We start from the raw sequence: 11,565 nt of genomic DNA on the forward strand, positions 1-11,565 counted from the left end.
GATGATGGCAATCAGTGATAGCCCCGCCCTATCAGGACCCCAATTGGCAGGGGTCCGGGGGGATTTGTGCGGCTGGTGAAACCTGTTGTTCCGCTTTAGTGTGCGAGGGCATGGACCTCGAGGTGAGACACCTCCGCGCGCTGTGCGCCATAGCGGACACCGGCAGTCTGCACCGGGCCGCGCGCCAGCTCGGCGTGGCCCAGCCATCGCTCAGCACGCAACTGCGGCGGATCGAGCAGGAGCTGGGCGGCGCGCTGTTCGTACGCGCGAGGACCGGCTGCCGCCCCACCCCGCTGGGCCGTCTGGTCCTCAGCCGGGCCCGGCCGCTGGTGGCCGATATGCGTGCCCTGGTCGCGGAGGCGAGGGCGGCCGCGGTGGGCGGGGCGGAGCTGCGGGTCGGCTCGACGGCGAGCAAGGCCCTGGCGGGCTGGCTGCGCCGGCTGCGCGGCCACGGCCAGGATCCGACCCTGCACATGAACGTCTCCCCGAACGCCCTGCTCCGCATGGTCGCCGACGGCCAGCTGGACGTGGCCTTCGTGCACGAGGTCGAGGGCTGCCCCCTCCGCATCCCGCCCGAGCTCCGCCTGCGGGTGCTGATGGAGCGCGAGCCGCAGTTCGTGTCGCTGCCGACCGACCATCCGGCCGCGGCGAAGGCGGAGGTCACCCTGCCCGACCTGGCCGCCGACCGCTGGATGGTGGACCCGACGGTCGACGGGGAGTGGGACGCGGTGCAGCGGATGTTCCGCGCGGCCGGCGTCAGCCCGCACGTCCTGCACGGCGACTACTACACGGCCGACGCCCTGGTCGCCACCGGCGAGGTGGTCGCCGTCTGCCAGCCCACCCACGCCGACAGCCCCACCATGGCCGTACGCCGCCTGCACGGCGACCCCCTGGGCGTACGCCTGCTCCTCGCGGCCCGTACGGAGACGGACCTGGACGGGGTCTATCCCGCGCTGGAGGAGGCGTACTGGGAGGTGGCACGGCAGGCGCCGGCGTACCGGGAATGGCTGGAGCGGGAATGGCTGGAACACGACGGTGAGCGGCAGCCGCCGGTCCCAGCACTCCCGTGATCGGTTTCCCTGATCGGTTTCTGTGGGCTCAGACGCCGATGTCGCAGCCGTCCTTGCGCCAGACGGCGACGACAGCCGGGCGGTTGATCTTCCCTTGCCCGTCCGGCCAGGCGCTCAGCGGCTTCTCGGCCGTCGCGCCGTCGATCTCGCCCGGGTGCTGCACGGAGACCAGCACACGGCGGTCCTGGATCACCGGCCCGCAGGTCTCCGCACCGTTCGGCATCGTCAGGAACTGCTTCAGCTCACCACGGCGTTCACCGCGCGTAGCGACGCCGAAGAGGCCGTCGTGCGAGCCGAGCTGGTTGCCGTCGGTGGAGATCCACAGGTTGCCGTACGAGTCGAAGGCGACGTTGTCCGGGCAGGAGATCGGGGAGACGTCCTCCTTCGGGAACCCGGCGAAGTAGGTGGCCGGGTCGTCCGGATCGCCCGCGACCAGGAACAGCGTCCAGGCGAACTTCTTGCTGTCGGCGCGGTTCCAGCGCTCGGTCAGCTCCAGGACCTGGCCGTGCTTGTTGGCGTTGCGCGGGTTGGCCTCGTCGGCCTTGGCGTTGGAGCCGACGCCGCGATTGGTGTTGTTGGTGAGCGCGACGTACACCTTGCCGGTGTGCGGGTTGGGCTCGATGTCCTCGGGCCGGTCCATCTTGGTGGCGCCGACCTTGTCCCCGGCGAGCCGCGTGAACACGAACACCTCGTCCGCGGTCATGCCCTCGACGTGCGAGACGGCGCCGTCGGCGGTCGCGGTGGCCAGCGGGATCCACTCGCCGCTGCCGTCGAACTCACCGTCGGCCGGAAGCTTCCCGGTCCCGTCGATCTCGATGGCGGGCGAGTCCCCGGTGAGCTTGGCGACGTAGAGAGTCCCCTCGTCGAGCAGCGAGAGGTTGTGCTCCCGCACAGCGCGCGAGTGGCCCTTCTTCATCCGCTTGCTGCCGATGAACTTGTAGAAGTAGTCGAAGCGCTCGTCGTCACCGGAGTAGACGACCGGACGCCCGTCCTCGGTCAGCCGGACCGTGGCGCCCTCGTGCTTGAAGCGCCCGAGCGCGGTGTGCTTGCGCGGCTTGGAGGTGGGGTCGTACGGGTCGAGCTCGACGACGTACCCGAAGCGGTGCGGCTCGTTCGGTTCCTGGGCGGCGTCGAACCGCTTGTCGAACCGCTCCCACTGACGCTCGCTCGCACCGGTCCCGAGCCCGTACCGCTTGTCGGTCGCGCGGGTGGCGCCCGCGAAGTACTGGTTGAAGTTCTCCTCGCCGTGGAGGGTGGTGCCCCACGGGGTGACGCCGCCGGAGCAGTTGTTGAGCGTGCCGAGGACCTTGGTGCCGGTCGGGTCGGCGGAGGTCTTGAGCAGGTCGGACCCGGCGGCCGGGCCGGTGACCTTGAATTCGGAGGTGGCGGTCACACGCCGGTTGAGCGGATGCCGGGGCACGGGCGTGAGCTTCCCGGTCCGCCGGTCCCCCTCGACGACCACGGCGGAGAGCCCGTGAGCCGCCCAGGCGACCTCGACCTGCTGCCTGGTCGGGTTGGCGGCGTCGTACCCACGGAACATGAGCACTTCATCGGTGTACTCGTGATTGGCGACGAGAACCTGCCGATCGCGCTCACCCGGCAGCGGAAGCAGCGCGAGGAAGTCGTTGTTGTACCCGAACTGCTTGGCCTGGGCCTCGGCGGTCTGGTTCTCCGGGTCGAACGCGGGGGCGCCCCGCAGGATGGGCTCGCCCCAGCGGATGACGATGTTCTGCGCGTAACCGCCCGGGATGGTCACGGTGTCGGCGGTGTTCGGCGCGACGGGGTTGAAGCGCAGACCTCGCGCACCCCGGGAGGACCCGGTCCTTTCGGACACGCCGGCGGCCTCGGCGGCGTCCGCCTTCGGCGCGGCCACGGTGACGGTGCCGCTCACGGCGGCGGCCGCTGTGACGACGGCGGCGGCGCGCAGCGTGGTGCGGCGGCTGACGGCCTCGGCGATGACGTCACCGACGTACGGGTTCGCGGTGGTGTTGGGCACCTCGTGGAAACACGCGTCACCACACCGGAACCGGCAGGTCAGGGCGGACCGGCCACCCGGGTGCGAGTCGCTGTTCGTTCTGATGATCGGCAACGGAATGCGCATGGTGTCTCGTTCTCCCCTTTACTTCCCCTTGAATGCGGCGTGGGGGACGCTAGGGGCACGTTTGTGCGGGAGCGGGGCGACCGCATGAACTAAAGGTGAACCAGAGGTAGCGGTACCGAAGTTGAGCCCTCGCGTGGACTCGGCGCGATGCAGCCCTTGACGAACAAGGTGCTCTGATGGCAGCCCCTCCCCAAGATCGCCATCCGGGGCCGCTAACCTTACGTGTCCGTCCTGGCCAGGGATCTACGGGCATCAACTCACGCGAAGGGTTGCGCACATGGGCATTCTCACTCTCCTGCGGAACGCGTTCGGCCGGTCACGCAAGGGGCGTACCGCCGAAGCAGAGGGTGCGACGACGCCTTCGCCGGAACCCCGGCCGACGGTCCCGTCCCCGACCCCGGAACCCCAGCCGACCCCGACGGCCCAGGTCCCGGAACCCCGCAACGCGGACCACCAGACACCGGAGGCCCTCAAGCCCACCGAGCCGCAGACCGACCAGGACAACTCGGACGACGAGCACGAACTGGTCGCGGCCGCCTTCGACAACGTCACGGTCCCGAAGCCGACGGAGCCGACGGAAGAGCGGGTTGCCGAGGAGCCGGTGACTGAGGCGCCGGTGACTGAGGCGCCGCTGACTGAGGCGCCTGTGGCGGCTGAGGAGCCGGTCGCCGAGGAAACGATTTCGGAGACGCCTGCCGTCGAGGAGCCGGCGGTCGTAGAGCCGGTCGCCGAGGAGACGCCGGTCACTGAAGAGGCGCCGGCCGCTGAAGAGGCGCCGGCCGCTGAAGAGGCGCCGGCCGCTGAAGAGCCCGCTACCGAGGAGACGCCGGCCGCTGAGGAGCCGGTCGAGGCGGAGCCGGTGGCCGAGGAGGCCGCGGCGGAGCCGGAGCCCGCGGCCGCCGACGGCGAGGACGCCCCACAGGGGCCACCCGCAGCCGACGACGAGACCAGCACGGGTGGTGCGGGTGGGAACACCCAGGCCGAAGGCGAAGCCGAGGCCGAGCCGACGCCCCAGCCGGAGGCCCCCGCAGCGAACCCCCAGCCGGACGCCCCCGCCCTCGCCCTCGCAAAGGCCGGCCTGACAACCGCCCGCGCCAAGGTCTACCTCGTCCTCGACCGCTCCGCGAGCATGCGCCCGTACTACAAGGACGGCTCAGCCCAGGCCCTCGCCGACCAGACCCTCGCCCTCGCCGAGCACCTGGACCCCGACGCCCCGAACCACTCCCTCCACGTCGTCTTCTTCTCCACGGAGGTGGACGGCACCACCGACCTCACCCCCACCTCCCCCGAGAACGCCGTCGACGCCGCCCACGCGGACCTCGGCCGCATGGGCCGCACCAGCTACCACGCCGCCGTGGAGGCCGTCCTCGCCCACTACGACAAGAACGCCACCCCCGGCACCCCCGCCCTGGTCGTCTTCCAGACCGACGGCGCCCCTGACGCGAAGACCCCCGCCACCCAGGCCCTCACGAACGCCGCGAAGTCCCACCCCGCCGTCTTCTTCTCCTTCATCGCGTTCGGCGACCACGACAACAAGGCCTTCGACTACCTCCGCAAGCTGAAGACCGACAACACGGCCTTCTTCCACGCGGGCCCGACCCCCCTGGAACTCACGGACGCGGAGCTCTACGACGGCGTACTGATCGACTGGCGCCCGTAACCCCGTAGATCACCACCGACGGATACGGATCACCACCGAAGATCCCCGGCCGCCCCCTTCCCACCCCTCAAAACGGGAAGCGGGCGGCCCACCCATGTCGGCTACGATTTCAAGGTTCGCAAAGCACACAGAAACCGACCTGGGAGCAGCCCCCGATGGCTCGACACCTCATCACCAGCGCCCTTCCGTACATCAACGGAATCAAGCACCTGGGCAACATGGTGGGGTCCATGCTCCCGGCGGACGTGTACTCCCGGTACCTCCGCCAGCGCGGCCACGACGTCCTCTACATCTGCGCGACGGACGAGCACGGCACCCCGGCCGAGCTGGCGGCGAAGGAGCAGGGCCTCCCCGTCGACGAGTTCTGCGCACAGGCGCACGACGCCCAGAAGGCGGTCTACGACGGCTTCGCGCTGGCGTTCGACTACTTCGGCCGGAGCTCCTCCCCCCAGAACGTCGAGATCACCCAGCACTTCGCCCGCAAGCTCCAGGAGAACGGCTTCATCGAGGAGCGGGCGATCCGCCAGGTCTACAGCCCGGCCGACGGCCGCTTCCTCCCGGACCGCTATGTCGAGGGCACCTGCCCCCACTGCGGCTACGACAAGGCCCGCGGCGACCAGTGCGAGAACTGCACCCGCGTACTCGACCCGACGGACCTGATCGACCCGCGTTCGGCGATCTCCGGCTCCACCGACCTGGAGGTCCGCGAGACCAAGCACCTCTTCCTCCTGCAGTCCAAGCTGCAGAACGAGGTCAAGGAGTGGGTCGCCCGCCACGACGGCGTGTGGCCGCACCTGGCGTCCTCCATCGCCCACAAGTGGCTGACCGAGGGCCTGCACGACCGTGCGATCACCCGTGACCTGGACTGGGGCGTGCCCGTCCCGGCGGACACCTGGCCGGAGCTGGCGGCCGAGGGCAAGGTCTTCTACGTCTGGTTCGACGCCCCGATCGAGTACCTGGGCGCGACGAAGGAGTGGTCGGACCAGGACCCGGAGAACCGCGACTGGAAGTCGTGGTGGTACGACGTCGACACCGACGTCCGCTACACGCAGTTCATGGCGAAGGACAACGTCCCGTTCCACACGGTGATGTTCCCGGCCACCGAGCTCGGCATCCGCGAGCCCTGGAAGAAGGTCGACTTCGTCAAGGCCTTCAACTGGCTGACGTACTACGGTGGAAAGTTCTCCACCTCCCAGAAGCGCGGTGTCTTCACCGACCAGGCCCTGGAGATCCTCCCCGCCGACTACTGGCGCTACTTCCTGATCGCCAATGCCCCCGAGTCGGACGACTCGTCCTTCACCTGGGAGCACTTCACGGCCACGGTGAACAAGGACCTGGCCGACACCCTCGGCAACTTCGTCAACCGCGTCCTGTCGTTCTCGAAGAAGCGCTTCGGCGAGGAGGTCCCGGCGGGCGCCGAGGCCGGCGAGGCGGAGGCGAGGCTCGGCGAGCAGATCGCGGAGCTCCTGGCCGAGTACGAGTCCCAGATGGAGGCCCTCCAGTTCCGCAAGGCCGCGGCGGCGCTCCGCGCCCTGTGGTCCGCGGGCAACTCCTACCTGGAGGAGAAGGCCCCCTGGCTGGAGATCAAGACCGACAAGGACGCCGCCGCGCTCACCCTGCGTACGGCGATGAACCTGATCCACCTCTACGCGGTGGTCTCGGAGCCGTTCATCCCGACGTCGGCGGCCGCCATGCGCCAGGCCTTCGCCCTCAGCGACGACACGGCGACCTGGGTGAGCGCCGACGAGGCCCGCTCCCTCACGTCCGTCCCCGCCGGCACCCCCTTCACGGTCCCCCCGGTCCTGTTCGCCAAGCTGACGGACGACGACCTGGAGGCGTACAAGGAGCGCTTCGGCGGCGAGGCGGCGTAAGGGAGCCCGGAAGCCGGTGAAGGCCGACGCCGTGGGTCTCTACTTCAGGACCCCGGCGCCGGTCGTCGTCGCCAGTTCCGTCACCAGGTTCTTCGCCGACGTCCGGAGTCCGGCCGTGAGCGTCGGCTTCCAGTTCACCGTCGTCCTGATCTTCTTCGAGTTCGCGGCGTTGTAGGCGGCCGCGAGGTCGGTCGAGGTGCCGTTGACGAGGTTGCCACTGCCCGCGACCGAGCCGGTTCCGTCGCCGCTCAGCAGCTTGGCTGCTTTGGCGCCGGAGGGCAGCTTCCAGGCGTTGTGCTCGGCGACGACCTGGGCCTTGGCGCGGGAGTCGATGCTGTACTTCGGCGTATAGCCGTTGAGCGTCGTCGTGTCGTACAGGTTGTTGTAGAGGTGGACCTGGCCGATCCGGGCCAGCGGCGCGCGCTGCACGATGCCCTTCCACACGTTGTGGTGGAGGGTGACGCGCAGCTTGCCGGTGCTGTCGCTGTCGCTGCTGCCGATCAGCATGGTCTTGTCGTGGCAGTCGAAGAGATTGCGCTCGACGGTCACCAGGTCGGAGCCGTTGGTGATGTCGAGGGCGCCGTCGTGGATCTGGTACTTGCGGCCGAAGTAGGTCTTCAGGGACGTGTCGAAGGTCGGCGCGTCCGTGAACGTGTTGTGGTCGGCCCAGACGTTCGTCGCCCCGCGCAGGGTGACCGAGTCGTAGTTCGAGTTCCACTCGCCGGCCGAGCCGTCCGTCGGGTCCCACTGCGGGAAGCAGTCCTCGGTGGCGGAGAAGGCGAGGTTGCGGACGATGACGTTCCTGACGTTCTGCACCTGGAGGCTGCCGCCCTTGATACCGGCCTTGGTGCCGGGGACGCCGACGATGGTGGTGTTGGACGGTACGCGGAAGACGATGTTCTTCTTCTGCTTGTCGGCGGCGGCCTTGCGGGCGTTCTCCTGGCTGCCCGAGGGCGCCTTCTTGCCGTACGTCGCCGGGTCGTAGGCCTTGAGGTAGGCGGCGAGCGAGTAGCCGGTGCCGGAGGCGTAGTCGGCGCAGGTCAGCTTCTTGCCGGCGTCGCTGGTGTTGGCGTCGATGGCGCCCTTGACCTTGATGATCCGGGGTGTGGTGTCGGTGACCGAGCCGAGCGCCTTCACGAGCTGGGCGCGGGTGCTGACGGTGAAGGTGTGCGCGGAGTCGGCCTTCGCGCCGCCCGTCGTACCGGAGCCGGCGGCCGCCCAGCCGTCCTTCGCGGACAGGGACTGGTGGTACAGGTCGACCGCGTCGGCGTTCGCGTTCAGCACGAAGACACCGGCACCCGCGCCGGCGACGGCCACGGCGGCGGTGACGACGACGGTGCGGCGCCCGCGCAGGGAGCGGCGGTGGGACGGGCGGGGCATGGGGCCGGCCGTGGAGCGGTGCGAAGGGGATGCCACGAATGAGTCCTTACATGCTTCGGTGAGGCTCGCGCGCCGGCGAGCGGGCCCGGGTGAACGGGCTTCCGATCCCTTCGTGGTCGCGGAGATCGGAAAGGTTGCCGTGAATCTTTTGACTGAACGGTGGTCAAGTCGCGGACATCACGGGGATGTTGCCCATTGGGTTGGCATCGATCGCCCCCCGCCGCCACCATGTCCCCCTTCGCGACCGTATGGTTTCCGCCATGGCAGTCCCTGAGGTCATCCCGATCGCCTACGAGCCGCACGGTCGTACCGAGGCGATCGGCTGTTATGCGGACGGGCAGTTCATGGGGTCGGTCATCTGGGCCTTCCCCAAGGGGTTCGACCTCGACACCGGCTGGGAAGAGCACAAACGTCTCTATTCGGTCCTGCACACCTTCGACTCCGAGGGCAGGTACCGCGAGTCGGAGATCTGGTGCGCCGGCACCTGGGCCGAGCAGCAGCGCGCCCCGCACGGCCCCGACTCGGTGCTGGCCCGCGCCCGGGCCCACCTCGCGACCCGGCTGCGCAGCCTGCCCCGCCGTACGTACACGGACATCGCGGTCCGCGCCTTCCAGCTCACCGTCGACGGCGTGCTGTTCGGCCTGGTGACCGGGGAGGACGAGGGCGAGGCGTGGGCCGAGCTCCATCCGGACAACCTGGGTTTCGGTGCGCCCTGGGACGGTTCGTACGACACCTGATCGTTTACCCCCTATGCCTGGCCGCCCCCGAGGCGCTGTACATTGCGAAGATCACACAAGGCCGTCACAGGCTGTCAAGTGGGGGGTTCATCCATGGCGCTCTTCGGAAACGCGCACACGATCGACCAGGGGCAGGCGCAGCAGGACTTCGCGCGGCTGCTGGGCCACGGTGAGCAGGTGCACGCGGCGTACCTGCTGATACGCGACACCATCCTGTTCACCGACCGCCGCCTGATCCTGGTCGACAAGCAGGGCATCACCGGCAAGAAGGTGGAGTACCACTCCATCCCCTACCGCAGCATCACGCACTTCGCGGTGGAGACCGCCGGCACCTTCGACCTGGACGCCGAGCTGAAGATCTGGCTCTCGGGCTCGGCGACGCCGATCGAGAAGACGTTCACCAAGGGTGTGGACATCTACGAGGTGCAGGCGATTCTGACGCAGTTCGTGGCGAAGTGACGTAGGGAAGCGGGCACGGATACCGGGCCGGTGGGGGTTGCCCCGTCCGGCCCGGATCGCGTCCTGCCCCGCCGTCCCCCACCGCCTCTCGTGGGCACCCGACCGCGTGTCGACGGCGGTCGATCCGGGCCTGCCGGGGCACGACCGCGATAATCGGGCGCACCATGCTGCCCCCGCCCCGCGACCTCCCCTCCGACGTCCTCGCCGTCGGCGCCCGTTATCCGCTCGTCCTGGCCGGCGACTGCGCGGTCCGGGCGTACGGCCTGACCACCCGGCACGTGAGGTCGGTGGAGCTGGCGACGGAACATCCCGAGCCGATGGACCAGATCGCGGCGACGGTCCGCCACGGCCTGACGGAACGCGGCTGGCGGGTACGCCCCCTGGAAGCCGACCCGCTCTCCGCACGGCTGCTCGTCACGGACCCCGACACGGGCGCGGAACATGCCGTCGACCTGCTGAAGGAGACCTTCTGGCGGCCCTCGGTGACGACCGACCTCGGCCCGGCGCTGTCCCTGGAGGACCTCATCGGCACGAAGGTCCGTGCCCTCGCCGACCGCGGCGCCGCGCACGACCTCACGGACGTCCACGCGGCCGCGGCCCACTGGACCTATCCCGACCTGGAGGAACTGGGCCGCCGCCACACCTGGGACGACCTCGACCTGGCGGACCTCCAGTCCCGTCTGGAGGCCACGGAACTGCTCGACGACCGCGAGTTCGTCACCGCCGGCCTCGCCCCGGAGTCGGTACCGGCGCTCCGCCGCTGGGTCCGGGCCTGGGTGGACGACATCGCGGAACGGCTGCTGGAGGAGGAGGCGCTCAGGCCGCCGGCGGACGGGGAGGAGTGACGGCGGGGTTCCCGGTGCCGGTGCCGACCTTCTCGTCGGCCGTAGCCGGTGTCTCGGCGGGGGCCCTCGTGGTGCCGCCGGCGCGGATGAACGCGACGCCCAGCACCGCCAGGAGAGAGGCGGCGGAGAGGGTGTAGAGGCCGCCGTTCGTGCTGCCCGTGGTGTCCTTGAGGTAGCCGAAGAGGGTGGGGGAGACGAAGCCGCCGAGGTTTCCGATGGAGTTGACGACCGCCAGGCCCGGCGCGGCGATCTTCAGGTCGAGGCCGGACTGGGCCATCGGCCAGTACAGCGTGGCGGCGCACTTGCCGCCGACCGCCGCGAGCGTGATGGCGGCGAGTCCGAACCAGGGGGAGCCGAGAGTGGCGAGGAAGGTGCCGATGGCCGACAGGACGAGGGCGACGGCGAGGTAGGGGCGGCGGTCGGGGGTGCCGTCGGTGAAGTGGCTGACCGTGTACATCGCGATCACGGCGCAGATCCACGGGATCGCCGAGAGCAGGCCGACCTCGAAGGAGGACAGTCCGCCGATCTCCTCGACCAGGCTGGGCAGCCAGAAGGTGATGGCGTACCCGGTGAGGGCCATCGCGAAGAAGACGGCGGTCAGCAGGGCGACCTGCTTGTGGAGGAGGAGCCTGAGCCGCGACACCTTCGGGGCCCGGCTGCGCGCCTCCTCGTCACGGGCGACCGCCGCACCGAGGGCGTCCTTCTCCTCGCGCGTGAGCCACTTGGCGTCCTCGATGCGGGAGACGAGGAAGAAGCCGGCGACGAAGCCGACGACGATCGACAGCAGCCCTTCCAGCGCGAACATCCAACGCCAGCCGGCGAAGCCGCCGACGCCGTGCAGTTCGAGGAGGGCGCCCGTGATCGGGCCGGTCACGATGTACGCCGTCGCCGAGCCGCCCAGGAAGATCGCGCTGGCCCGGCCCCGGCTGGAGTCGGGCAGCCACTGGGTGAAGTACAGGAGGACACCCGGGAAGAACCCGGCCTCCGCGACGCCGAGGAGGAAGCGCAGGGCGTAGAACATCCACACGTTGTGGATGAAGCACATCGCCACGATCACCGCGCCCCAGGTGATCATGATCCGGGTCAGCCACACCCGGGCGCCGAACCGCTCCAGCAGCATGTTGCTGGGCACCTCGAACAGGGCGTACCCGATGAAGAACAGCCCCGCGCCGAGGCCGTACGCCGTGGCGCTCACGCCGACGTCGGCTCTGAGCTCGTCCTGGACGAATCCGACGTTCGTCCGGTCCATCTGGTTGACGAGCAGCATCAGGACGAGGATCGGCAGCATCCGGCGCAGGAACTTGCCGACCGCGCGGCGTTCGGCGTCGGGTACCACGACTTCCGACATCGTTGTCTCCCTCGAAGCAGGCGTGCACATACGTGAATCACAATCACGTACACGGGCCGAGGGAACGTTACGGAGGCCTGTCTTCCGGGTCAAC

At 69.6% G+C, this 11,565-nt stretch carries 9 protein-coding genes; 6 read left to right on the forward strand and 3 right to left on the reverse strand.

Annotated features, from left to right (window positions below):
• Positions 1–110 precede the first annotated feature (110 nt).
• The gene (locus ACFZBP_RS08355; RefSeq protein WP_383449759.1) at positions 111–1,070 is read left to right on the forward strand and encodes a LysR substrate-binding domain-containing protein; all 960 of its coding nucleotides are present in this window, start codon (positions 111–113) and stop codon (positions 1,068–1,070) included.
• A 28-nt stretch (positions 1,071–1,098) separates the two neighbouring features.
• Here the strand turns inward: ACFZBP_RS08355 and ACFZBP_RS08360 are convergent, their stop codons facing one another.
• On the reverse strand, positions 1,099–3,171 hold the full coding sequence (locus ACFZBP_RS08360; protein ID WP_391411106.1) for an alkaline phosphatase PhoX: 2,073 nt from the start codon (positions 3,169–3,171) through the stop codon (positions 1,099–1,101).
• 277 nt (positions 3,172–3,448) lie between these two features.
• Between ACFZBP_RS08360 and ACFZBP_RS08365 the strand changes: the two genes are divergently transcribed.
• Both ACFZBP_RS08365 and metG read left to right on the forward strand, forming a co-directional pair.
• On the forward strand, positions 3,449–4,831 hold the full coding sequence (locus tag ACFZBP_RS08365) for a VWA domain-containing protein (protein WP_391411108.1): 1,383 nt from the start codon (positions 3,449–3,451) through the stop codon (positions 4,829–4,831).
• A gap of 155 nt (positions 4,832–4,986) precedes the next feature.
• Positions 4,987–6,702, forward strand: coding sequence for a methionine--tRNA ligase (metG, locus tag ACFZBP_RS08370; protein ID WP_383449756.1), 1,716 nt, complete (start codon positions 4,987–4,989; stop codon positions 6,700–6,702).
• Positions 6,703–6,741: 39 nt separating this feature from the next.
• Here metG and ACFZBP_RS08375 read toward each other — a convergent pair whose 3' ends face one another.
• Entirely contained in the window at positions 6,742–8,082 is a 1,341-nt protein-coding gene (locus ACFZBP_RS08375) for a polysaccharide lyase family 1 protein (RefSeq protein ID WP_391411614.1), read from the reverse strand.
• A 260-nt stretch (positions 8,083–8,342) separates the two neighbouring features.
• Between ACFZBP_RS08375 and ACFZBP_RS08380 the strand changes: the two genes are divergently transcribed.
• The 3 genes from ACFZBP_RS08380 (at position 8,343) to ACFZBP_RS08390 (ending at position 10,123) form a co-directional block, all read left to right on the forward strand.
• Positions 8,343–8,819 (forward strand): hypothetical protein, encoded by a 477-nt coding sequence (locus ACFZBP_RS08380; RefSeq protein WP_383449754.1) that lies wholly within the window; start codon positions 8,343–8,345, stop codon positions 8,817–8,819.
• A 93-nt stretch (positions 8,820–8,912) separates the two neighbouring features.
• Positions 8,913–9,278: a PH domain-containing protein gene (locus tag ACFZBP_RS08385; RefSeq protein ID WP_383449753.1), complete on the forward strand. Its 366-nt coding sequence runs from the start codon at positions 8,913–8,915 to the stop codon at positions 9,276–9,278.
• 164 nt (positions 9,279–9,442) lie between these two features.
• A complete protein-coding gene (locus ACFZBP_RS08390; RefSeq protein ID WP_391411112.1) occupies positions 9,443–10,123 on the forward strand; it encodes a nucleotidyl transferase AbiEii/AbiGii toxin family protein in 681 nt (226 codons plus the stop codon).
• Here the strand turns inward: ACFZBP_RS08390 and ACFZBP_RS08395 are convergent.
• Positions 10,095–11,471 (reverse strand): MFS transporter, encoded by a 1,377-nt coding sequence (locus tag ACFZBP_RS08395; RefSeq protein WP_391411114.1) that lies wholly within the window; start codon positions 11,469–11,471, stop codon positions 10,095–10,097. The genes ACFZBP_RS08390 and ACFZBP_RS08395 overlap by 29 nt on opposite strands.
• Between the last annotated feature and the right edge of the window lie 94 nt (positions 11,472–11,565).

The organism is Streptomyces sp. NPDC008086 (assembly GCF_042957325.1).
Classification (GTDB): Bacteria; Actinomycetota; Actinomycetes; order Streptomycetales; family Streptomycetaceae; genus Streptomyces.

Coding starts and splice junctions, on each gene's coding strand:
- ACFZBP_RS08355 (WP_383449759.1), top strand. CDS start 111: ATGGACCTCGAGGTGAGACACCTCCGCGCGCTGTGCGCCATAGCGGAC.
- ACFZBP_RS08360 (WP_391411106.1), bottom strand. CDS start 3,171: ATGCGCATTCCGTTGCCGATCATCAGAACGAACAGCGACTCGCACCCG.
- ACFZBP_RS08365 (WP_391411108.1), top strand. CDS start 3,449: ATGGGCATTCTCACTCTCCTGCGGAACGCGTTCGGCCGGTCACGCAAG.
- metG (WP_383449756.1), top strand. CDS start 4,987: ATGGCTCGACACCTCATCACCAGCGCCCTTCCGTACATCAACGGAATC.
- ACFZBP_RS08375 (WP_391411614.1), bottom strand. CDS start 8,082: ATGCCCCGCCCGTCCCACCGCCGCTCCCTGCGCGGGCGCCGCACCGTC.
- ACFZBP_RS08380 (WP_383449754.1), top strand. CDS start 8,343: ATGGCAGTCCCTGAGGTCATCCCGATCGCCTACGAGCCGCACGGTCGT.
- ACFZBP_RS08385 (WP_383449753.1), top strand. CDS start 8,913: ATGGCGCTCTTCGGAAACGCGCACACGATCGACCAGGGGCAGGCGCAG.
- ACFZBP_RS08390 (WP_391411112.1), top strand. CDS start 9,443: ATGCTGCCCCCGCCCCGCGACCTCCCCTCCGACGTCCTCGCCGTCGGC.
- ACFZBP_RS08395 (WP_391411114.1), bottom strand. CDS start 11,471: ATGTCGGAAGTCGTGGTACCCGACGCCGAACGCCGCGCGGTCGGCAAG.